This window comes from Arenibacter algicola, from assembly GCF_018860365.1.
Lineage (GTDB): Bacteria > Bacteroidota > Bacteroidia > Flavobacteriales > Flavobacteriaceae > Arenibacter > Arenibacter algicola_B.
In genome coordinates this window covers 117,035-138,747 of record NZ_JAHKPO010000031.1, presented here as the reverse complement: position 1 = coordinate 138,747, position 21,713 = coordinate 117,035, and the positions used below count along the sequence as shown (strand labels likewise).

The window sequence follows — 21,713 nt, the reverse complement described above, 5'->3', positions numbered from 1 at the left end:
TAGCACTATTTCAGCTTTTTATTGTTGTGGTGGCGGTCATGATCGCGTTTGGCCTTAAGGTTTAATTTTTTATCAAAAGACTCCTGTAAGTTTATTCCCGTCTGATTGGCCAGACACAGTACCACAAAAAGCACATCTGCCAATTCTTCCCCTAAATCTTTATCCTTGTCCGACTCCTTTTCACTTTGCTCCCCATAACGCCTGGCAATTATTCTAGCCACCTCCCCTACTTCCTCTGTAAGTTGGGCCATATTGGTAAGTTCGTTAAAATAGCGTACCCCATGGGCCTTGATCCATTCGTCAACAGCTTCCTGTGCGTTTTCTATGTTCATTATTCTCTATTTTTTGTATCTATTTGAATGGTTACCGGCCCATCGTTAAGCAGCGCCACTTTCATGTCCGCTCCAAAAACACCAGTTCCAACCTTTTTTCCAAGATCTTTTTCCAATTGGGCCACAAAACTTTCATACAGGGGAATAGCAATCTCCGGTTTTGCAGCTTTTATATAACTTGGCCTATTTCCTTTCTTTGTGGATGCATGTAACGTAAATTGACTAATTACCAAGGCCTCTCCCTCCTCCTGAAGCAGGGACAAATTCATAACTCCATTCCCATCATTAAAAATCCTGAGGTTTACAATTTTATTGGAAAGCCACTTAATATCATCGACTGTATCCGCATCCTCTATTCCCAAAAATATAAGTAGTCCGTTCGAAATTTTTGAGATTACTTTCCCATCTACCGTTACACTCGCAGTGGCTACCCTTTGTATTGTTGCACGCATTACTTTTCCCCGTAAATATCCATTCTATAATTCTCTTGTTCCCCGCTCAACATTTGCACATAACTCTTGTACCTGCTCCAAGCCACTTCATTATTCTCCAAGGCCTTCTTTACTGCACAATGGGGTTCATCCAAATGCAGGCAATTATTAAACTTGCATTCGCCTTTTAACTTAAAGAATTCTGGAAAATAATCCCCTATTTCCTCCTTCTCCATATCTACTATACCAAATCCTTTGATTCCAGGGGTATCGATAATCTTGGCCCCACATTCCAAATCGAACATTTCCGCGAAAGTGGTAGTGTGCTGCCCCTGCATATGCTGGGAGGATATTTTTTTGGTCTTCAAGTCCAATTGAGGCTCTATGGCATTGACCAAGGTGGATTTCCCCACTCCGGAATGCCCCGAAAACATACTTGTTTTTCCTATCATCAATTCCTTTACCTTATCCACATTTTTTCCGGTCTTGGCAGAAATCCCTATACACGTATAACCAATTTCCCTGTAAAGGTTAGCTAGATATTTTATCTCATCAAGCTCCTCTTCACTATAGGTATCTATCTTATTAAAAAGCAAAATAGCAGGAATATGGTACGCCTCGGAGGTCACCAAAAAACGATCTATAAAACTTGTAAAAGTGGGCGGATTGTTTAAGGTTACTATCAGGAAAACCTGATCCAAATTAGCAGCAATAATATGGGTTTGCTTGGATAGATTTACCGACTTTCTAATTATATAGTTCTTCCTATCCTTAATTTCGGTAATAATACCCTGGAAATTTTCATCGGCCCCATCCACGTCAAATACCACCACATCCCCAACGGAGACAGGATTGGTGCTCTTTATTCCCTTGAGCCGAAATTTCCCTTTGATCCGGCATTCGTAGAAAGCCCCTTCAGCGGTTCTTACGCTGTACCAACTTCCAGTAGATTTATATACGGTTCCTTCCATTAAAGAGTTCTGACATATTTGTTTACAAAGAAACAACTTTAGTTTTATACTAGCTTTTAAAATTCATCGTTGTTAAACAATCATAAATCATAAAAACACGAAAAATGAAAAACTTTCTGCTCATTGCTTGTCTAGTAATTACAGCCATTATGGATGTAAATGCCCAACAATTTAAAGTAATCACCAGTGTCGAATCCATAGTCCCCAGTGGCTTGGGAAGATCACGGCTCATTAGCGCCACAGAGGATAGGGATTATAAGGAATTCACCAGTGAACAAACTGATGAAGACAATACAAGAAATAAATCTGACCGAGGTGATATACGGGTGAAAAATTTTGAAGAAACCAAACTTTTAAATTTTTACAATATTGGAGGAATCAGATTCCAGAATATTGCTGCCAATGACGCCTTGATATCATCAAAAATAAATGCCATGGTGGCCGAAGGATGGGAACTGGCCTTTGTTACCAGTGCCGTTGAAAGCGATAGTGGCAAAGACGATGGTCAGGGCATTTTTATTACCCGATACATCTTTAAGAAATAATCTTCTAGGGCATCAAAAAAAACTAAACCCGGTCCATTTGGCCGGGTTTTATTTTTACAATCGTGTTTAAAAAAAAGTCGTACTAATCCATAATTTTCACCCTTCCACCAGCAAATGTATTCTTATTGACCGATTTTGGGTTTCCGTAAACGTACACATCCCCTCCAGCTTTGATATTAATATCTATTGCCTCCGAAGCAAACATTGCCGCCTCTCCGGCAGCCGTTATCTTAATACTGGCTTTCTCACTAAGAAGCGGTTTACCTTCAAAAACTCCCCCTGTATTTAAAACTACCTCCTGATTTATAGTTTTTCCCGAGGCCTCAACATTACCTCCGGTAACACATCTTACGACCAATTGGTGAACATCTAGTCCAACCTTTATTTTGGCCCCTTCCTGGGTCTTCAGTTCAATCTTTTCCTGGCTTAAGGTTTCGTTGACCGTAATTCTTGCGCCCTCATTTCCGTCAATTAGGTCTATATTTTTAAAATACACCTCCACAAAGGTGTTTTCTCCGTGAAACTTTTTATCCAGTTCCATCTTTATTTTAAGGACTCCTTTTTTATTTACAATCTGGATATCATCCACGTTATCCCCTTTTACCAAAACCTTATTCTCATTAGATTTAATAAGATTCACCTCTATCAAATCATAAACCTTTACCTCGTTAAAATCACCTACCGATTTATCAACTATTCGCTGGGAATACCCTATAAACGATAGACATACAAAACCAATTACCAAAACATTTTTCATTATCATTAATATTTTTATTAAACTTCCATTAAAGCATTTGGGGGAAACTTTGAACTATTAGTTCCATTCACTTGGTAAAGATGGTACAAAAGTAGATTTGTTACACTAAATTATACAAACAATTAACTTTATCAAATATCCGTCATCCAATTTTAACTGCATCCAGAATTTTCTTAAAGCAGGGGCACAACAAATAATTCGCCTGAAACCAAAAGAAAACATTGAACATAAAAAAAACCACGCCATTAGGCGTGGTTTTAACGGTATACCAATAAAATAGTTTATGAGTTGATAATCTTCTCTTGGTGATTTATGGATTCCTGGTGAATTGCCTTAAACATCTTTAAAACAAATTCCTCACTTAATCCTTTTGCTTCCCCTTCCAGGATCATGGCACCTAAAATCTGATTCCATCTGTTAGATTGCAAAACAGCAACATTTTTTTGCTTCTTTAATAACCCAATCCCATCAGAGATCTTCATTCTTTTACCTAGCATTTCTATCAACTGGCTATCAAGAACATCTATTTGCGCTCTCAGGTTACTAAGTTGACTAGTATACTCTGCTTCCGAATCCGACTCTTTTCTAATTTTCAAATCTCGCATAATCTGGATCAATTTGGCCGGAGTTACCTGTTGTGCGGCATCACTCCATGCGTTATCAGGATCGAAATGGGTTTCGATCATAAGACCATCAAAATTAAGATCCAAAGCAGTTTGCGAAACATCAAAAATCATTTCCCTATTCCCTGTGATGTGCGAAGGATCATTGATTAAAGGCAAATCAGGAAATTTATTTTGAAACTCGATCGCTAATTGCCATTCGGGAATGTTCCTATATTTTGTTTTTTCATAAGTAGAGAAACCTCTATGAATGGCACCTAAGTTTTTAACACCGGCGGTATATAATCTTTCGATTCCTCCTAGCCATAAAGCTAAATCCGGATTTACTGGATTCTTTACCAATACAATTTTATCCGTACCAGCCAAAGCATCTGCAATTTCTTGCATTATAAATGGACTTACGGTTGATCTTGCACCAATCCACAATAAATCAACATCATGCTCCAATGCCAACTTCACATGGGCAGCATTAGCTACTTCGGTACAAGTTTTCATACCGGTTTCCGCCTTAACTTTTTGCAACCACTTTAAACCTAAAGCTCCCACCCCTTCAAACATTCCAGGACGCGTTCTTGGTTTCCAGATACCAGCACGATAGTAATTTACATCGGTATCTTTTAACTCATTGGCAATTCGAAGCACCTGCTCCTCTGTTTCCGCACTACATGGCCCGGCAATTACTAACGGATGGTCCAATTTCATATCGTCCAACCATGTTCTCATTTCTTTTAAATTTTCCATTTCTATACTCTATTTTTTGTTAAGTGGTATTCCGTTTAATATTTCCTTTATTTTATTGGTACTATTCATTTCCTTATAGATGCCTTCATAATCATCGGCTATCAACATTGCTTTAAACTCCTTCAAATTCTGTATATATTCTCCCAAGGTTTCAACTACATTATCCTTGTTCTGCCTAAAAATTGGGGTCCACATGGCAGGTGAACTCTTTGCCAATCTAACAGTGCTTTCAAAACCACTGCCCGCCATATCAAAAATATCGCGTTCATTCCTTTCTTTCTCAATTACTGTCTTTCCCAGCATAAAGGAACTTATATGCGACAAATGTGAAACATAGGCAATGTGTTTATCATGTGCCTCCGGATTCATATACCGTATCCGCATCCCCAATTGCTGAAAAAGTTCCAATGCTTTTTCCTGTAATTTAAAGGCAGTTTTCTCTATTTCGCAAATGATATTGGTCTTTCCCATAAACAAACCTTCTATGGCCGCAGAGGGACCTGAAAATTCAGTTCCCGCAATAGGGTGGCAAGCAAGGAAATTTCTTCTCTTGGGATGGTTTTCCACAACATGGCAAATCAGGGACTTTGTAGATCCCACGTCAATTACCACCGCATCATCATTAATGGCATCCAATATTTTTGGTAGTTCCAGAACCATAACATCTACAGGAATCCCCACTATTACGAAATCGGCCTGGTTCAGTTGACCATAATCTGCCTTTTCATCTATCAAAGATAATGACAAAGCCTCATCCAAGTGTCCCTCATTGGCATCAATGCCATAAATTTTGGATTCCGGCCTATTGCGTTTAATATCCTTGGCCAGAGACCCTCCGATTAATCCGATACCAATTACAAATACATTCATCTTTTATTGTTAACAGAGAAAAAAATGCTAGAAAACAGTCAAAGAATTAACCAGTTATACTTTATCATTTTCCATTTCCTCTTTCCTATATTCTTATTTCATTTTCTTATTAAAACCTACCTATCGCTTCTTTAATCTTATCTGCCGTAACACACAATGAGAATCGAATATACCCCTCCCCATTTGAACCAAAAATAGTTCCAGGAGTAATAAAAATATTCTTGTCATAGAGCACCTCGTCAATGAACTTTTCAGAAGACGAAACCCCGGAAGGTAATTTGGCCCAAACGAACATCCCTACAGCATTTTTATCATACGTGCAATCCAGCTTATCCGCCAAAGCGAACATTAATTCCCGCCGCTCATGATACACCTTGTTTAATTCACTAAACCATGATTCACTACTGTTTAAAGCGGCGATGGCTCCCTTTTGGATCCCGTAGAACATCCCGGAATCCATATTGCTCTTTACTTTTAAAACGGCATTGATATGCTCACTGCTCCCTAGAACCATCCCAACTCGCCAACCTGCCATATTAAAGGTCTTGCTTAAGGAATTCAATTCCAAGGCCACATCCATAGCCCCCTCCATCTCCAAAATACTTATAGGATTCTGGTTCAACACAAAACTATAGGGATTGTCATTAACCAATAAAATATCATTTTCTTGGGCAAAAGCTACAAGATCTGTCAATTGTTCCCTACTTGCCGTAGCACCTGTTGGCATATGTGGATAACTAGTCCACATCAACTTCACTTTTGTTAGGTCTTGCCGCTTCAATTCTTCCAAATCCGGAAACCAACCATTTTTACCTATCAGATCATAATACCTCGGCACTGCCCCAACCAAATTGGTTACCGACGTGTAAGTAGGATACCCAGGATTGGGAATCAACACCTCATCTCCAGGGTTCAAAAAGGCCAGACTAATGTGCATGATACCTTCCTTGGACCCCATCAAGGGCAATACTTCATTTTGTGGATTTACCGTTACCCCAAATTTGTTTTTATAGAAAGTTGCAAAGGCCTCCCTTAGCTCTGGCAAGCCCTGATAACTCTGGTATTGATGCGCCCCATCATGCGTCAATGCCTCTTTTACCGCATTCTGCACCTCCATGGATGGCTCCAAATCAGGACTTCCAATTCCCATATTTATAATAGGCCTTCCTTCTGCCATTAATCCCCTAACTTCCCTAAGCTTTTTAGAAAAGTAGTATTCTTCAACTGTATTTAATCTGTTTGCCGTAATCATAATACTCTGGCATTTTTATATTCTCCCAATACTTTAAATTCTTCGGCCATAATTTCCAATAAAGCCTTTGCTTTTTCAAAATGTTTATATTTTTCAAAAGTTACATCAACAAAGAAGGAATACTTCCAGGGCGTCTGAATTACCGGAAGGGATTGTATCTTAGTAAGGTTCAAGTTACAATCGCTCATCACATTCAAAATAGCAGCAAGACTACCTCGTTTATGATCAGTGATAAAACGCACCGATGCCTTATTAATTTCATTCTCCGGTAAAGCCTTATTTTGTGTCTTTACAATTATAAACCTAGTAGCATTATCCTTTATGGTCTGTATTTCAGAATGTATAATTTCCAAATCGTACAGTTCGGCAGCAACTTTTGGCGCAATGGCCGCTACCCCCATTAACTGATTTTCCTGGATTTTTTTTGCTGTCTCAGCAGTATCCACATCTTCCACCAGTTTGATGTGCCCGTAATTTTTAAAAAATTCATTACACTGCAGCAGTGCCATTGGATGGGAGCGAACCTCTTTTATATCATCAATGGTCTGCCCCTTTAAAGCCATCAGGTTATGATGTATATTTAAATATTGCTCCCCAATTATATGAAGGTTTTTATGGAAGACCAGGGCGTAGTTGGGTATAATGGAACCCGCAATGGAATTCTCTATGGCCATTACCCCCTTATCCGCTGTTTTATTGATCAAGTGATCTACCAAAATATCGAAGGATGAACATTCCACGAATGTAACATCATCGCCAAAATAATCCTTCGCCACCTGATGATGGTTAGAACCTTTAATACCTTGTATTGCAATTTTTAATTTCACCCCTTTTTTAATTATCTTTCGGTCTATCAGAGACTTACCGCTAAACTCCTTGGTAACCCCACTCCCTTTTCGAAAGTTATATCCAAAAAAAAAGTCCTGGTTTTCACAGGACTTTTATCTATATATATTTTAAAATATGCTAGAACAGTCCCTTACCTCCCTTAAAAAAGAAGTAAAAACTAAAACCGTTCCAGAAATATTGCTTTGTCATTTTTCTTGTAAAACTCCGGCTAAATTAATAATTAAATTTATAAAACAGCATTTACGCTAACATTTTTTTATTTAATTCAGTTTAAAGCAAAAAATAATACCGATTAAATCCCTAAATCGGTATATTTTTGCGAATTACGAAGAACAAATTAGAACAATTAACACTATCAACACCAAAAAATCGCCGTTGAAGGTCAAAATTTTATCATATCGATAATTAAAACTAGGTTTCACTAATTTGCATTATTTTTGATAAAAAAGTAAACGCATGTCCATCATAGCAAAAAACATTACCAAATTTTTTGGAAAACAAAAAGCACTGAACAAGGTTTCCTTTACCATAGAAAAAGGGGAAATAGTTGGCTTTTTAGGCCCCAATGGCGCAGGAAAATCCACTATGATGAAAATATTGACCACATATTACACCGCAGATGACGGACAAGCCGAGGTTAATTCATTTGATGTGCAAAGTGAGAAGAAAAATGTTCAAAAGAGCATTGGCTATCTACCCGAACACAATCCATTGTATTTGGACATGTACGTAAAGGAATATCTTGCATTTAATGCGGAAGTCTACAAAGTAAGTAAAAATAGGATCAACACAGTAATAGATCAGACCGGCCTTACACCGGAGGCGAACAAAAAGATAGGACAACTTTCCAAGGGCTATAGACAAAGGGTTGGATTGGCCGCGGCATTATTGCACGACCCGGAGGTTTTGATCCTTGACGAACCCACTACGGGTCTAGACCCCAATCAATTATTGGAAATCAGAAAATTGATCCGGGAAATTGGAAAAGAAAAGACCATTTTACTTTCCACACATATCATGAAAGAGGTTGAAGCTGTCTGTGACAGGGTATTGATTATAAATAAAGGAACTCTAGTGGCAGATAAAAAACTTTCAGAATTGCGCGACGGGCAGGACCAAGTTTTGGTGGTCGAATTCGATTTTAGAGTAGAAGAAGCCTTTCTAAATAAACTGCCCAATGTAATTTTAGTCAAAAATATTGGTGGTTTTGTTTACGAGATTACCTTTAACACTACCAAGGATATGCGCCCTGTGGTATTCGACTTTGCCCATGATAATCAATTGAAGACACTACAATTAAGTAGGAAAAACAAAAATCTGGAGAGCCTATTTACAGAGATGACCGTTTAAACCTAGAAATCATGAATACTTGGCAAAACCAATTCCTATAATTTTTGAATTATTGGGTTAAAAGCTTTTGAAGCCACTAGAACCTGATCTCCTACCCTTAAATCATTAGCTTCCGTACGGTCTGAAACCACCTTGATAATATCGTTACCGATAAGGACCGAAATTACATAAATAACATCCTCCTTCTCTATTTTCAAGACTTCCCCAGAGAACCTAAATTTGGCACTGGTCTTGTTAAGTCCAAAGAAATCGGCTGCAGTACCTTTCTTGATTACACGACCATTTTGAAGCTCAAATACACAATCCGATAATTTTACAATTTCCCCAATGTCATGACTTACCAATATAGTAGTTAGTTTGTATTTCTTGTGAACCCTCAAAAGATATTCCTGCAACTTTATCCGCATCTTCAAATCCAAGGCAGATAAAGGTTCGTCCAATATTAATATTTCAGGTCGCTGGACCAATGCCCTGGCCAATGCCACCCGTTGCTTTTGCCCCCCGGATAGGGTTTCAGGTTTTCTTTGCTCCAATTCGCCAAGCTCGGCAAATTCCAACAGCTCCCCTATTATGGTTCTATCTTGATTTTTCTGAAGGGCATATTCCAAATTTTGGCGAACGCTCATGTTGGGAAAGAGGGCATAATCCTGAAAGACATACCCTACCTTACGTAGTTGGGTTTTAAGATCAATATTTTTATGACTGTCAAACCATGTTGTTTCACCTACTTTTATGGTTCCGCTATCTGGCTTTAACAAACCACTTAGCATTCTTAAAGTAGAGGTTTTTCCCGCCCCGGATTCCCCAAATAAGGTAACAAATTGCCCCTTTTCAATGGTCAATTGCAAATCCAGGGCCATTATTCCACCGGCAGACTTCAATGTTTTTTTTAGGTTTAACCGTATCATTGGGCAAAGCGTTTAAAATATCCCCCATTGGTAAGATAAACCAGCAACAGAATTACAAAAGTTACGGAAAACAAAATCAATGAATAGCTATTGGCAGCAGCATAATTAAGTGCTTCCACTTCATCATATATGGCAATAGAGGCCACTTTGGTCTTTCCCGGCATATTCCCCCCAATCATAAGCACAACGCCAAACTCGCCAACTGTATGGGCAAAGGAAAGTACAATACCTGTTAGTAGGGAAGGCTTAATATTGGGCAACAAAATTTTTAGTAGTGTAGTCATTTTTGATTTCCCCATAGTATAGGAAGCTTCTTTTAGTGTAGAGGGCAGGGAGGAAAGTCCCGCTTGAATGGGTTGCACCATAAACGGCAAGCTATAAATGACCGAAGCCACTACCAAACCCTCAAAAGAAAATATAAGCCTGATCCCCAGCCATTCATTTAACCAACTTCCAAAGGCATTTTCAGGGCTAAAGGCCACCAGCATATAAAACCCCAATACGGTAGGTGGAAGCACCAATGGCATACTCACCAAGGTTTCCAAGACAGGCCTTATTTTGGATCTGGTACTCGACAGCCAATTGGCTATGGGAATTGAAATCACAAACAATATTGCCGTGGTAACCACCGCAAGTTTAAAGGTAAGGACCAAAGGTTGCCAATCCATTATGGTGCCAGTATTATCTCGTTCAATTTAACCATAATCATTACGTTCATCTTTTCAACCAATCCCATCTGCTTTACACTCATAGTACTTATAATAGCGATGACCTCCCCTATTGTGGTCTCCAAAACCAATCTACTCAACAAAACTCCCTCTTCCATACTAGTAATATTTCCAGTAATCCTATTCTCAATACTAATATCCAATTCCTTTTGGGTAGTGACCGCAACCTCCATTTCCTTAAACAAGACATTTACTTTATTGCCCTTTATCATATAAGGGGCAGATTCAGGGGTATCTATGACCACCGACATAAATTTCTCACCGCTATCCACCTGAACACAAACAATGGACATGGTTCCATTGGTTTTAATGTCTGTTATATTACCCGGAAAACTATTCATCTACCAAATATCCAAATTCTTTTAATATCTCCTTGGCTTCAACTGAAAAAAGAAAGTGATAAAAACCCTGTGCTTCTTGTTTGGTGTCTTCTTTCCGATCTACAAGCACTACACCTTGACTAATGTTAGAGTAGAGCGATGGATTTATTGGAATCCAACTCCCTTTTCCTTTCATTTCTGGTGACAGTACTGTTGATAAAGCCGTAAACCCAATTTGTGCGGCTTGAGAAATAATGAATTGATCGGTCTGGCCAATACTTTCCCCGAAGACTAATTTAGGTCCTAAGATTTCATTAAGGCCATAATACTCCAAAACCTCTTTGGCAGCAACGCCGTAGGGGGCAGTTTTGGGATTTGCCAAAGCAATATGCTCTATAGCGGGATCGGTTAGGGCATCAATTGAAACGGGGGTATTCTCCACCATTGACCACAGCACCAATTTTCCTTTGGCATACACTTTTGGAATATTCCTTGCTTTCCCCCCAGCATAAACTGCTTCCGGATATTTCATATTGGCGGCAACAAAAATGTCATAAGGTGCACCTTCCATAATCTGTGCGGTCAACTTGCCCGATGACCCAACAATTAATTCGAATTCTACTCCAGTTTTGTTGGTATAGGCATTCGCCAAAGCCTTCATGGCAGACTCCATATTGGCCGCGGTGGCAATTACAATTTTTTTATCGTGACTATCCTGACACCCTACAAATATGATGGTTAATAACATTGACCACAGCCATTGCCATTTGCATCCCTTAATTATACTTTTGCCGTTAAACATTTTTTATTGGATAAATTTTGATCGTCAAAAGAAAGAAGGATCAAGGTCTAATTAGATTACCTCCCCCGAAATAAGTTTACGCACACTTATCCAAAACATGTTCAATACAGCAGTAGAACCCGCGGACAGTTCTGATAGCAACAATAAATTTCTTTCAAAATTCTTCATCTCCCCACCGTCAAATCTTTCGTCGGATTCTGTAAAATAAGCCATATTCCAGTCACCAAAATTCCTACCATTGTTCTTGCCTTCCCACAATAATGTTACATCTCGGTGCCTTTTATCCTGTCTGATCTCCTCGAACAAGGATTGTATATGACTCTTTTCACCTTCAATTATTTGAACAAAGGAAAGTTTATGAAAAACTAGACAACCAGTAACACCTATGGCCTCGTTACGCTCACGGGAGGTTTCCAAAATGCCGCTAATAACTTCTTCTGAAATATCTTGGATTGCTTTGGAAGAATAAGACAGTTGGTACATTAAATTTATTTTGGAGCAAAATACAAAAATTCTGCAGTTTCACTAGTTTGCGCTACACTGTAAAATATACATTATGCCCATGAATAGCTGTTTTTACCTTTTATAGACAAATCAATCAGTCAACTGCGCATACTCCGTCCACGAACCATCATAAACCTTATTATCGTTCTTTAGGCTCATTTCGCTTGCCATTAGAACAATGCATGCTGTAACGCCGGATCCACAACTAAAAACCAACGGCCGCCCCTCCCCTTCCAAATCAGCAAAAACTTCTTTCAACTCGCCTAGGGATTTAAACTTTCCGTCCTTAAGAACAGTTTCATAAGGGATATTAATGGAGTTCGGAATATTCCCCCTTCTCAATTCCTTCCTTGGCTCCGGAACAAGCCCATGAAAGCGATCAGAGGAGCGGGCATCTATGACCAAGGCCTTTCTACTTTTCAGATTATTGCTTATACCTTCAAAGTCCACCACCATATCAGGATTGAAATCAGCTTTAAAATTGCCTGTTTCAAACTTCATATCAACTACTTTTTCTGTTCTATATCCCGCCTTCTTCCATTCCGGAAAACCACCATCCAAAACCCTTATATTCTGATGACCCATAACTTTAAACATCCACCAGACCCTGGGGCTCAAATAAATTCCACGATCATCGTAGACTACAATCATACTGGATTTATTAATGCCCAATTTTCTACAGGAATTTTCAAATTGCCCTGGACTTGGAAGCGCATTGGGAAACGGATTTTTTTTATCACTAAAATCACCTTCAAGATCAAAAATACGGGCTCCTTTTATCCTAAGGTCATCTAATTCTGAAGATGCTGGATCATATCGTAAACGAGCATCCAAGATTATGATTTCGGGCATTTCCAAATTTTCATTCAGCCAAGCGGCAGACACTATCATACCATTCATTTCCATATATTTTAATCTACTGATATTTTCAAATACGCCATAACGGCCTCATCTCCCACTAGGGCATTCTTGGGCCTAGGATTATCCTTGCTAAAAACCATCAAATCTTCCGGGGGCAAAATAGTAACAAAATCTTCCTTATAACCCTCAGCGTACGGTATTTTGCCGGTATTTAGATCTAGGTGATGGTCAAAAAAATTGTAGAGAGCCGTTCTTTTATTATACCCGTAATCGTGCCTTTCGGCCGGTAGATGAACATTTTCCACTTTGTGTTCGGCATTATAAAGCGCATATACCTTTTGTATGTAAGGATACTCTATTCTTGGTGTGTTTCGCGTCCAATCGGAACCATCTGACACCAACAATAAAGGTCTTGGGGCGCAAAGGGCAGCTATTTCCACATTATTGGTTTGGTGGTCGGCACTTTTGTGTATTGGCATTCCACTCTCACAAACACATCCTCCAAAAAAGTGGGCAGAAACCTGTACCACAGGTGCCGCTACTTTTATTCGATCATCTATAGCCGTTAAAACAAAGGTTTGCGTACCGCCTCCAGAGGCACCTGTCATCCCTACACGTTCTGGATCCACATCCGGCCTGGAAAGCAAATATTCCAAGACCCGTTTACTATTCCAGGTCTGTAATAGCAAAGCTATCGGCATCTTATGGTTTACCTGGGTACTTTCCGCATAACCCACCATGTCATAGGCAAAAACTACAGCCCCCATTCTGGCCAATGCAGCACAACGCCATTGAATGTAATCCGTATACCTTTTATCCTTCATATGACCATGCGGACTCAGGATGGCCGCGTACTTGCTATTTTCTTTTATAGGCCTATACAGGTTGCCCGTAACAAAGAAACCTGGAAAACTCTCTATAGCAATATTTTCTACAATATAACCATCCATAACCCTGGTATTTCTAATAATGGGATTGAAATTACCCGTTATTTCCGGCATCTTGTCCAATTGCATACCCTCTATAATACCCTTCTTAATTCTTAAGGCCCTTTGTTCCCAGGATTCCAAGTCGTTCCATTCGGAGGCGAATTTTTTCATAACAATATTTGCCTCATCCTCGGTCCAATAACTTCCAACACACAACATGCTATCCTGACCATGGACCATTAAACCAAAAAATGAAATTGCAATAAGACCGAATAATTTTTTCATCTATTTCAAAAGTTAATAGTTGCTATTATAATTCATGAATTTCAGAACAATTTATAGGCAAGAATAACCCTTATATCTTCCAAAAAAAACCTCATTTCAGATATTTCCCCTAATTGATCCTGCTAACTAAAATACTGCTTTTCCTCCATTGTTTTCATTATTTTGATGTCAAGTTCAATTAAGCCCCTCCCCAACATCAACAAGCAACATCATTGATGTAGTGAATCTTTGGCCAGCCTGCTTATATCTATTTTCCCAATAGCCTAGTCCCATATTTTTAAAATGATGCAGGTTTTTTTGGTAAATTGTGGAGCAACAACCAAAAACGTTCACATGCTTCAAAACCAAATTGCCAACAAAACCTTAGCAATTATAATGACCTTGGGTTCCCTTTCCTCTTGCAAGGACCAACCAAAAACCAATATCGATTTCCTATCGCTTTCAGAACAGGATAAAAGAAATCCCGAATATGCCCTGTCCTCAATGGAGGTAGCGGAAGGATTAAATCTTGGGCTATTTGCTTCGGAACCTATGGTCACAAACCCTACCAACATGGCTATAGATGCCAAAGGCAGAATATGGGTTTGTGAAGCTAGGAATTACAGATTGTTTGCCAATCCGGATAATACATATAACGATAGCGGAGATCGAATCTTAATACTGGAGGACACCAATGGAGATGGCCAAGCGGACACTTCCAAGGTTTTCTACCAAGGAGAGGACATCAATGCCGCCTTGGGCATAGCCGTGCTGGGAAATAAAGTAATCATCTCCGTAAGTCCCAACGTTTTTATCTTTACGGATGAGGATGGGGATGATCTCCCGGATTCTAAAGAAATCCTGTTCCAAGGCATAGAAGGCGTAGACCACGATCATGGGGTACATGCTTTTGTCTTTGGTCCCGATGGCAGACTTTATTTCAACTTCGGTAATAATGGCAAACAACTATTGGACAAAAATAGTGATGTAGTTATGGACCTGCACGGCCAGGAAATTGTGGCCAATGGCAAGCCTTACCGGGAAGGGATGGCCTTTAGAATGAACATGGACGGAACCAATCTGGAAATCCTAGGGCATAATTTCAGAAACCCTTATGAAATTGCCATTGACTCCTATGGCGGTTTATGGCAATCCGATAATGACGATGATGGTAACCGGGGAACGCGGATAAACTATGTTATGGAATACGGCAATTATGGATATAAGGATTTGCTAACAGGTACCAGCTGGAGAGAAAGAAGAACGGGATGGGATAATGACATCCCCAAAAGACATTGGCATTTAAACGATCCGGGAACCGTCCCAAATATGCTTCAGACCGGATCGGGATCCCCTTGCGGCATGCTTGTATATGAAGACTATATGTTGCCACAAAAATTTCAAAATCATCCCATACACGCCGAACCCGGCCATAATGTAGTTCGTACTTATATTGTAGACGAATCGAAGGCAGGTTATACGGCCAAAATTGAAAATCTGGTAAAAAGTAAAGATGATTGGTTTAGACCGGACGATGTTACCATTGCGCCAGATGGCTCTCTTTTTATTTCCGATTGGTATGATGGAGGCGTTGGCGGGCACAAGGCGGAAGACATAGCACGGGGAAGAATTTACCGATTGTCCACTGGCCAGGAATATAAAGCTATTGCTATAGACCCCAAGACCGAGGATGGAGCGGTTAAAGGACTACTTTCCGGAAACATGGACCTCTTTTATCAGTCGTGGCAAAAATTGCATTCCATGGGCGAAGCTGCCCAACCCCTTTTAACGAAATTAACAACCAAAGGAGGTATAGCCAAAGCCCGGGCATTGTGGATTGGGTTGTATATTCCTTCCAAAAGCAACGACTACATAGAAATGGCATTATCGGATGAAGACCCCAAATTTAGAATGCAGGGCATCCGAATGGCAAGGTTTAAAGGCAAAGAAAGTCTGGAGAAATACTTATCCCTCTTAGCAAATGATAAATCGCCACAAGTCCTAAGGGAAGCGGCTATTGCACTAAGGTTTATAGGCACAGAAGCAGCAGCAGAGCAATGGGCCAATTTGGCCGCTCAACATACTGCTGGCGATAGATGGTATTTGGAAGCACTGGGTATCGGGGCGGATAAATTCCCTGAGCTATATTTTAACGCTTGGAGAAACAGGGTTGGAGATAACTGGCAAAGTGAGGCCGGAAAAGAAATAGTTTGGCGTATCCGGGCCTTAGAATCGGTTCCGCTGTTGGTATCCCTAATTAAAGACCAAACTGTACCGCCTACCAAATTGGCTTCCTATTTTAGGGCCCTCGATTTTAAGGATCATCCCGATAAAGACAATTACCTAATGGACATGCTGACTAGGAACCACCCCCTTAAAAACCAAATTCAGGGATACGCAGTTGGGCAAATGGATGCCAAATTTGTGTATAGCTCACCCAAACATATTAAAATGGTCAAAGAAGTGCTTCCCAAAATTGAAGGAACACCAGAATGGATCATGACAATCAAAAACCTAGAGTTAAAGAACCAGAATGAGGCCTTGTTTCGAGTATTGGCCAACGGGTCCAACACAGATATTGGCAAGGAAGCCGCAAACCTTTTACTCAATAATAACGGCGCCACATTGATCGACACCTTCCTTCATTCCCAGGAACCTGAATCTTCCAAGATCGCCGTACTGGAAAGGCTAAATGGAATATCCAATCCAACCGCCATTGCAATGCTAAAGGAGAACATTACCTCCAAGAAATTAGGCCATGCACTTACCAGAAAAATGATTGAAACCCTGGGCAATACCGGATCCGGGCAAGAAGAACTATACCAAATGCTTAAGGAGGACAGATTGGCGGAAGAATACAAAACAACTACTGTATTAAAACTCATGAACAGTTGGAACAAGGAGATCAGAACCAACGCCCCTAAATTCCTAACCCCTCAAGGAGATGGAACATTGGACATTTCAAAATTGGTAGAACGTAAGGGCAATGCTACCCACGGCATGGAAGTTTACAGCACCTATTGCAGTTCCTGTCACTTGGCTGCTGGCTCAGGAATTGAATTTGGACCCGAATTGTCGGATATAGGCAATAAACTATCGAAGCAATTTTTATACTCCAATATTATATATCCCAGTGCCGGAATCAATTTTGGTTTTGAAGGTTACTCTTTTAAAATGAAAGATGGGAAAACCTATACCGGATACATTTTAAGCAGGACAGAGGATGAAATAACCATAAAGATGATGGGAGGCGCCCAAAAGACCGTGGAATTGCAGGATATTGCAGAACAGGAAGCCCTGGAACAATCATTAATGACAGAAGGCTTGGCCAATATAATGCCGGAGACGGACTTAGTGGATTTGGTAGCCTATTTGGAGACCCTAAAGATAGCAACGGAGGAATAATAAATCTCCTTAGCAACATCGCAAGGAGATGTTTGTTGGGAGTGCCATTTACGTAATTCCAACGGTTTACCATCTACAAATACCCTAAACCACAATATGACCAAAGAAAAAAGCCATGCGAATGCATGGCTTTTTTTAAAACATTTTATTGCTGGATTAGAAACCTAATTGCTTCTTGACCTCTGGCAAAATATCCTTCCCCTTGGCTACGATAAGCCCACTACCTTGGGTAGCATCCATTACGTAGTCTATTCCTTGGGCAGCCGCCACAGACTCGATAGCTTTTTTGGCCTTTTCTGTGATAGGACCTAAAAGCTCACCTTGTTTCTTTTGTAATTCTTGTTGGGCAGTCTGTTGTGCCTCACCAATATTTTTTTCAAAACCTTGAAGTTCCAAAGCTCTTTTCTGATTTTCTTCTTCAGACTTTGAAGATGATTCATTTTTATATTGGGTATACTTATTTTGAAGTTCGGTCATGGAACTTTCAATATCCGCCCTATACGTTTCCTGTAATTTCTTAAGTTCCGCTTCGGCTGCTTTCATCTCCGGCATTTCAGACAACAATTTCTGTACATCTATATGTGCAATTTTTGCCTGTGCATTAACAAAACTAGTAGCTGCTACGAACAAAACTATGGCTACTGCTATTTTTTTAATTTGTTTCATGATTTTAATTAATGTTTGAGTGTTAATTTAAAGATTTAGTTATATAAATGTAATTTGGTTTAAGCTTAATTTAATATTATTGATTGTCCTTTGTACTATCCTCTTCCTCAGAGTCATTTTTACCATTTCTTTCCTCTAATTCCTTCTTTCTTTTGGCCTCCCTTTCTTCCAACAACTTTTTCCTTCTTTCTTCGTACGCCTTTTTACGTTCTTCGCGAATCCTGAGCTGTTCTGCCCGGTTTTCCTCTGCTGTCTTGGTCCTCGCCTCTTCCGCCTGCTTTGCCCTCTCCTGACGCTCTAAAATAGCATCACTTATATTTTCTTCCGTTTCCTCATCCTCTATATCTTCGAAACTACTTCTTGCATTTTGCCTATTCTTAGGTGCGCTTATTTTTCTAGTCCTCGAAATCCCCCTCAAAACAAGATCGCTAATATCGTGTCTTTTCTCGGAATACAACATTACAACATCTGCCGATTTATCAAAAATAAAATCATATTTTTTATTTGCACCAATTTTCTGCACTTCATTGAAAACCTGATCCTGAATTGGCTGTATCAATCTTCTTTTCTGAAGCACCAGATCTCCTTCCGGACCAAATCTATCCTGTTGATAATCGAACATCTCCTTTTCCAAAATTTGGATCTCTTCCTGTCTCTCGGAAATCAACTCCTCTGTCAACAGCACTTTCTCCGCCATTAAATCCTTCTTCATCTGATCAATAATCCCCTTCTCCTTATCCAGCTCCAATTTCCATTTCTGCACTTTGGCCGCCAATTGCTCATTGGCCTCCCTGTACTCCTCTACATTCTCCAGGATATATTCCATATCCACATAACCTATCCTAATGGACCTTTGTGCCGAAATAGTAGCTACAAACATAGTTGCCGCCAGAAACAAAAGTACTTTTGATTTAATTCCCATGCTATCTTCTTTTTATACTATAGAAAATATCGTGCCAAAATAACTAAATATTTTAGAATGAACCATTTAACATATAAAACAATTGCACATTTCTATATATTAAAACTGTTGTCCAATGATGAAGTGGGTTTGCCAACCGCTAGGTCCGGATGAATTGGGGTTATAATCTTGATCAAATCCATATCCAAAATCAATTCCCAATAATCCAAATGCTGGCATAAAAATACGTAGTCCCACTCCGGCAGATCTTTTTAACTCAAACGGATTAAAGTCTTGAAAATTGTTGAAGGCGTTCCCTGCCTCTAAAAATACCTGCCCGTAAATGGAAGCAGACGGTTTTAGCGTCAAAGGATATCTAAGCTCCAAGGAATATTTATTATACACAACTCCACCGTCCTGTACTTGTCCACCACTTAATGGATCTGTACTATAAGGTGTTAAGGATTGATTCTCATAACCTCTTAAAGAAATAACATCCCTGCCGTCCAATGTGTAGGAACCCATACCGTCACCCCCAACATAAAATCTTTCGAATGGAACCTTTCCTACATCTTCGTTATAAGTTCCCAAAAATCCAAATTCGGCATTGGTCCTTAAAACCAATTTGTCTACCAAGGTGGTATACCAATCACCTTTAAAGTTAACCTTGTAGAATTCCAGCCACCTAAAGCGTTCTTGATCTATGCGCTCTATTTCATCACTATCCAACTCCTCAATGGCTACTTCCTGATCTTCATTGAGTTGCTTATAGTCTATATTATTGAACAAAGAAAAAGGAGGGGTAAATTTGGCTGTAAGGGCAAAATTGGATCCCGATCTTGGATAAATACGACCACCACCGGTAGCATCCCTAGAGATTCCAAGGGTGTATGCTATGGAGTTCGATTTTCCGTTCCCGAAATTGAAAAGCCCTAAATTATAATCCTGGAAATTGTATAACTGATACCCCAAAGAGTGGGAAATGGTAAAGAAATCATCTGGCCATTGTACCCTTTTTGCCAGCCCTGCCGAAATTCCAGTGATGGAAAACTGCTTGCTTTTATCTGGTTTGTTACTTACATAAGGGTTATAATAAAACTGTTGTGTTCTGGACAAGGACATATTGAACCTTACCGGTTTTTTACCTCCCAACCAAGGCTCGGAGAAATTTAAACTATACACCCTATAGGTCCTACTGGCTTGCAAACGCAGGGCAAAGGTTTGCCCATCCCCCATGGGGACCGGCTTATAAGCCTCCCCTTTAAATAAATTTTTCATGGAGAAGTTACTAAAGGACAGTCCCAATGTACCAATGAAACCACCTCCTCCATAACCACCCTGGAGCTCTATCTGGCTGGAGCCAGCTTCCACCAAGTTATATGCGATATCCACTGTTCCTGCATTTGGATCAGGATTTTGGATATCCGGCTTTATCTGTTCCGCATCAAAGAATCCCAATTGTCCCAATTCCCTAATACTTCTAATGATGTCCGATTTATTATAACGTTGGCCAGGCCTTGTACGCAGTTCCCTAAAAATAACGTGGTCATTGGTCTTATCATTACCAATTACGGTAACGTGATCTAGAAAGGTCTCTTTACCTTCAATAATTCTAATTTCAAAATTGATGGTATCATTCTCCGCAGAAATCTCCACAGGGTTTATACTGGAGAACAAATAACCGTTATTTTGATATAAATTGGTGAGGTCCTCTGCATCTGGCTTCGTGTCATCCGCTATACGTTTGCGCAACAAAACCCCATTATAGGTATCTCCCTTTTTAACTCCCAGAACCTGTCCAAGTTGACGGTCCGTATAAATCGTATTTCCAACAAAATCTATATCACCAAAATAATACTTGTTCCCTTCTTCTACCTTGATCTTCACATCGATAAGATCGTCGGAAACCTTTACAAAAGTATCCGAAATAATACGGGCATCCCTAAAACCTTTTTCGGCATATTTGTCCACAAGGGAAACCAGATCCGTTTTATAATCTTCCTGTATATATTTGGACTTCTTCCAGAAACGGTAGAATTTTCTTTTCTTGGTCTTTTTCATGGCCTTGCTAAGCTGTTTGTTGGACAACTGCTCGTTACCTTCAAAGACAATATTGTTGATCTTAACCTTATCTCCCTGTTTAACATTTATGACCATAGCCTGTGTATTGGCATCGGTCGTATCCTTTGCCGTAGCAATGGTAACCTTGGCGTTAAGATATCCTTTCTTTTTGTATTTGTTCTGGATATAATTCTTGGAATTGGCGATCAAACTCTCGGTTATCTTTTTACCCTTTTTAAGATCGGTATCCTTTAAGATTTCATCTATCTTTCTTTTTTTAACACCATAAACGGTTACATTGGAAAGAGTTGGCCTCTCAATTATATTAAGTTCAAGAAATACATTCTCACCTTCAATATTGGTAATATAGAAGCTTATGTCCGTAAACAGTTCCAATCCCCATAATTTATTGATGACGGCGCTAATTTCATCGCCGGGAACGGTAATGGGCTGCCCTATCCTTAAACCCGTGTAGGTCTTTACAGTCTGTTCGTTGTAACTTTGCAATCCGGTAACTTCCAATCCTCCAAGTATATACCGTTTACCATCTTCATAGGAAGTATCCTGCGCCGAGATAACTGTAGTAAAAATTAAGAATAAAAGTGTAATAAAAAGTTCAAGGGACATGAACCTTTTCATGTCG

21 protein-coding genes are annotated in these 21,713 nt (G+C 39.6%); 3 read left to right on the top strand and 18 right to left on the bottom strand.

Going from position 1 to position 21,713, the window contains the following annotated elements:
* Window positions 1–5: 5 nt before the first annotated feature.
* From KO529_RS23215 to rsgA, 3 genes are read right to left on the bottom strand one after another with little or no spacing between them, the layout of a single operon-like run.
* Window positions 6–332, bottom strand: coding sequence for a nucleotide pyrophosphohydrolase (locus tag KO529_RS23215; protein WP_215950236.1), 327 nt, complete (start codon window positions 330–332; stop codon window positions 6–8).
* Entirely contained in the window at window positions 332–784 is a 453-nt protein-coding gene (gene dtd / locus KO529_RS23210) for a D-aminoacyl-tRNA deacylase (RefSeq protein ID WP_215950235.1), read from the bottom strand. The genes KO529_RS23215 and dtd overlap by 1 nt, the downstream gene beginning before the upstream one ends.
* Window positions 784–1,734, bottom strand: a complete 951-nt coding sequence (gene rsgA / locus KO529_RS23205) for a ribosome small subunit-dependent GTPase A (RefSeq protein ID WP_215950234.1) — start codon at window positions 1,732–1,734, stop codon at window positions 784–786. Before rsgA ends, dtd begins: the two co-directional genes overlap by 1 nt.
* A 149-nt stretch (window positions 1,735–1,883) precedes the next feature.
* Here rsgA and KO529_RS23200 point away from each other — a divergent pair, with 149 nt between their 5' ends.
* Window positions 1,884–2,279 (top strand): hypothetical protein, encoded by a 396-nt coding sequence (locus tag KO529_RS23200; RefSeq protein WP_247097820.1) that lies wholly within the window; start codon window positions 1,884–1,886, stop codon window positions 2,277–2,279.
* Window positions 2,280–2,361: 82 nt separating this feature from the next.
* Here KO529_RS23200 and KO529_RS23195 read toward each other — a convergent pair whose 3' ends face one another.
* The 5 genes from KO529_RS23195 to KO529_RS23175 all read right to left on the bottom strand — a co-directional run bounded on the left by KO529_RS23195 (window position 2,362) and on the right by KO529_RS23175 (window position 7,349).
* Complete coding sequence (locus KO529_RS23195; protein WP_215950232.1) at window positions 2,362–3,036, bottom strand: head GIN domain-containing protein; 675 nt, start codon at window positions 3,034–3,036, stop codon at window positions 2,362–2,364.
* Window positions 3,037–3,317: 281 nt separating this feature from the next.
* The gene (locus KO529_RS23190) at window positions 3,318–4,400 is read right to left on the bottom strand and encodes a bifunctional 3-deoxy-7-phosphoheptulonate synthase/chorismate mutase type II (RefSeq protein WP_215950231.1); all 1,083 of its coding nucleotides are present in this window, start codon (window positions 4,398–4,400) and stop codon (window positions 3,318–3,320) included.
* Between the two features lie 9 nt (window positions 4,401–4,409).
* Window positions 4,410–5,270 carry a prephenate dehydrogenase gene (locus KO529_RS23185; protein ID WP_215950230.1) on the bottom strand — a complete coding sequence of 287 codons (861 nt, stop codon included), beginning with the start codon at window positions 5,268–5,270 and terminating at the stop codon, window positions 4,410–4,412.
* 109 nt (window positions 5,271–5,379) lie between these two features.
* Window positions 5,380–6,525 carry a pyridoxal phosphate-dependent aminotransferase gene (locus KO529_RS23180; RefSeq protein WP_215950266.1) on the bottom strand — a complete coding sequence of 382 codons (1,146 nt, stop codon included), beginning with the start codon at window positions 6,523–6,525 and terminating at the stop codon, window positions 5,380–5,382.
* Window positions 6,519–7,349, bottom strand: a complete 831-nt coding sequence (locus tag KO529_RS23175) for a prephenate dehydratase (protein WP_215950229.1) — start codon at window positions 7,347–7,349, stop codon at window positions 6,519–6,521. The genes KO529_RS23180 and KO529_RS23175 overlap by 7 nt, the downstream gene beginning before the upstream one ends.
* Window positions 7,350–7,827: 478 nt before the next feature.
* Between KO529_RS23175 and gldA the strand changes: the two genes are divergently transcribed.
* A complete protein-coding gene (gene gldA, locus KO529_RS23170) occupies window positions 7,828–8,721 on the top strand; it encodes a gliding motility-associated ABC transporter ATP-binding subunit GldA (RefSeq protein WP_215950228.1) in 894 nt (297 codons plus the stop codon).
* A 35-nt stretch (window positions 8,722–8,756) separates the two neighbouring features.
* Here the strand turns inward: gldA and KO529_RS23165 are convergent, their stop codons facing one another.
* The 7 genes from KO529_RS23165 to KO529_RS23135 all read right to left on the bottom strand — a co-directional run bounded on the left by KO529_RS23165 (window position 8,757) and on the right by KO529_RS23135 (window position 14,058).
* On the bottom strand, window positions 8,757–9,629 hold the full coding sequence (locus KO529_RS23165) for an ABC transporter ATP-binding protein (protein ID WP_215950227.1): 873 nt from the start codon (window positions 9,627–9,629) through the stop codon (window positions 8,757–8,759).
* Window positions 9,626–10,297, bottom strand: coding sequence for a molybdate ABC transporter permease subunit (modB, locus tag KO529_RS23160; protein ID WP_215950226.1), 672 nt, complete (start codon window positions 10,295–10,297; stop codon window positions 9,626–9,628). Before modB ends, KO529_RS23165 begins: the two co-directional genes overlap by 4 nt.
* A complete protein-coding gene (locus tag KO529_RS23155) occupies window positions 10,297–10,698 on the bottom strand; it encodes a TOBE domain-containing protein (RefSeq protein WP_215950225.1) in 402 nt (133 codons plus the stop codon). Before KO529_RS23155 ends, modB begins: the two co-directional genes overlap by 1 nt.
* Window positions 10,691–11,425, bottom strand: coding sequence for a molybdate ABC transporter substrate-binding protein (gene modA, locus KO529_RS23150; RefSeq protein ID WP_252734535.1), 735 nt, complete (start codon window positions 11,423–11,425; stop codon window positions 10,691–10,693). Before modA ends, KO529_RS23155 begins: the two co-directional genes overlap by 8 nt.
* Window positions 11,426–11,530: 105 nt before the next feature.
* Window positions 11,531–11,962, bottom strand: coding sequence for a BLUF domain-containing protein (locus tag KO529_RS23145; RefSeq protein ID WP_215950223.1), 432 nt, complete (start codon window positions 11,960–11,962; stop codon window positions 11,531–11,533).
* A gap of 111 nt (window positions 11,963–12,073) precedes the next feature.
* On the bottom strand, window positions 12,074–12,883 hold the full coding sequence (locus tag KO529_RS23140; RefSeq protein ID WP_215950222.1) for a sulfurtransferase: 810 nt from the start codon (window positions 12,881–12,883) through the stop codon (window positions 12,074–12,076).
* A gap of 11 nt (window positions 12,884–12,894) precedes the next feature.
* The gene (locus KO529_RS23135; protein WP_215950221.1) at window positions 12,895–14,058 is read right to left on the bottom strand and encodes an alpha/beta hydrolase family protein; all 1,164 of its coding nucleotides are present in this window, start codon (window positions 14,056–14,058) and stop codon (window positions 12,895–12,897) included.
* Between the two features lie 333 nt (window positions 14,059–14,391).
* Here KO529_RS23135 and KO529_RS23130 point away from each other — a divergent pair, with 333 nt between their 5' ends.
* The gene (locus KO529_RS23130; RefSeq protein ID WP_215950220.1) at window positions 14,392–17,442 is read left to right on the top strand and encodes a PVC-type heme-binding CxxCH protein; all 3,051 of its coding nucleotides are present in this window, start codon (window positions 14,392–14,394) and stop codon (window positions 17,440–17,442) included.
* 156 nt (window positions 17,443–17,598) lie between these two features.
* On the opposite strand, the gene KO529_RS23125 is transcribed toward KO529_RS23130, so the two are convergent.
* The 3 genes from KO529_RS23125 to KO529_RS23115 all read right to left on the bottom strand — a co-directional run bounded on the left by KO529_RS23125 (window position 17,599) and on the right by KO529_RS23115 (window position 21,709).
* Entirely contained in the window at window positions 17,599–18,108 is a 510-nt protein-coding gene (locus tag KO529_RS23125) for an OmpH family outer membrane protein (protein WP_031442598.1), read from the bottom strand.
* 76 nt (window positions 18,109–18,184) lie between these two features.
* A complete protein-coding gene (locus tag KO529_RS23120) occupies window positions 18,185–19,024 on the bottom strand; it encodes an OmpH family outer membrane protein (RefSeq protein WP_436835207.1) in 840 nt (279 codons plus the stop codon).
* Window positions 19,025–19,129: 105 nt separating this feature from the next.
* A complete protein-coding gene (locus KO529_RS23115) occupies window positions 19,130–21,709 on the bottom strand; it encodes a BamA/OMP85 family outer membrane protein (protein WP_215950218.1) in 2,580 nt (859 codons plus the stop codon).
* Window positions 21,710–21,713: the final 4 nt, after the last annotated feature.

Excerpts from the sequence above, each read along its gene's own strand:
- KO529_RS23125 (WP_031442598.1), bottom strand. The coding sequence starts at position 18,108 with ATGAAACAAATTAAAAAAATAGCAGTAGCCATAGTTTTGTTCGTAGCA.
- KO529_RS23200 (WP_247097820.1), top strand. The coding sequence starts at position 1,884 with ATGGATGTAAATGCCCAACAATTTAAAGTAATCACCAGTGTCGAATCC.
- modB (WP_215950226.1), bottom strand. The coding sequence starts at position 10,297 with ATGGATTGGCAACCTTTGGTCCTTACCTTTAAACTTGCGGTGGTTACC.
- rsgA (WP_215950234.1), bottom strand. The coding sequence starts at position 1,734 with ATGGAAGGAACCGTATATAAATCTACTGGAAGTTGGTACAGCGTAAGA.
- KO529_RS23115 (WP_215950218.1), bottom strand. The coding sequence starts at position 21,709 with ATGAAAAGGTTCATGTCCCTTGAACTTTTTATTACACTTTTATTCTTA.
- gldA (WP_215950228.1), top strand. The coding sequence starts at position 7,828 with ATGTCCATCATAGCAAAAAACATTACCAAATTTTTTGGAAAACAAAAA.
- modA (WP_252734535.1), bottom strand. The coding sequence starts at position 11,425 with ATGTTATTAACCATCATATTTGTAGGGTGTCAGGATAGTCACGATAAA.
- KO529_RS23130 (WP_215950220.1), top strand. The coding sequence starts at position 14,392 with ATGCTTCAAAACCAAATTGCCAACAAAACCTTAGCAATTATAATGACC.
- KO529_RS23145 (WP_215950223.1), bottom strand. The coding sequence starts at position 11,962 with ATGTACCAACTGTCTTATTCTTCCAAAGCAATCCAAGATATTTCAGAA.
- KO529_RS23155 (WP_215950225.1), bottom strand. The coding sequence starts at position 10,698 with ATGAATAGTTTTCCGGGTAATATAACAGACATTAAAACCAATGGAACC.
- KO529_RS23165 (WP_215950227.1), bottom strand. The coding sequence starts at position 9,629 with ATGATACGGTTAAACCTAAAAAAAACATTGAAGTCTGCCGGTGGAATA.
- KO529_RS23215 (WP_215950236.1), bottom strand. The coding sequence starts at position 332 with ATGAACATAGAAAACGCACAGGAAGCTGTTGACGAATGGATCAAGGCC.
- KO529_RS23140 (WP_215950222.1), bottom strand. The coding sequence starts at position 12,883 with ATGAATGGTATGATAGTGTCTGCCGCTTGGCTGAATGAAAATTTGGAA.
- KO529_RS23135 (WP_215950221.1), bottom strand. The coding sequence starts at position 14,058 with ATGAAAAAATTATTCGGTCTTATTGCAATTTCATTTTTTGGTTTAATG.
- KO529_RS23195 (WP_215950232.1), bottom strand. The coding sequence starts at position 3,036 with ATGAAAAATGTTTTGGTAATTGGTTTTGTATGTCTATCGTTTATAGGG.
- dtd (WP_215950235.1), bottom strand. The coding sequence starts at position 784 with ATGCGTGCAACAATACAAAGGGTAGCCACTGCGAGTGTAACGGTAGAT.
- KO529_RS23185 (WP_215950230.1), bottom strand. The coding sequence starts at position 5,270 with ATGAATGTATTTGTAATTGGTATCGGATTAATCGGAGGGTCTCTGGCC.
- KO529_RS23190 (WP_215950231.1), bottom strand. The coding sequence starts at position 4,400 with ATGGAAAATTTAAAAGAAATGAGAACATGGTTGGACGATATGAAATTG.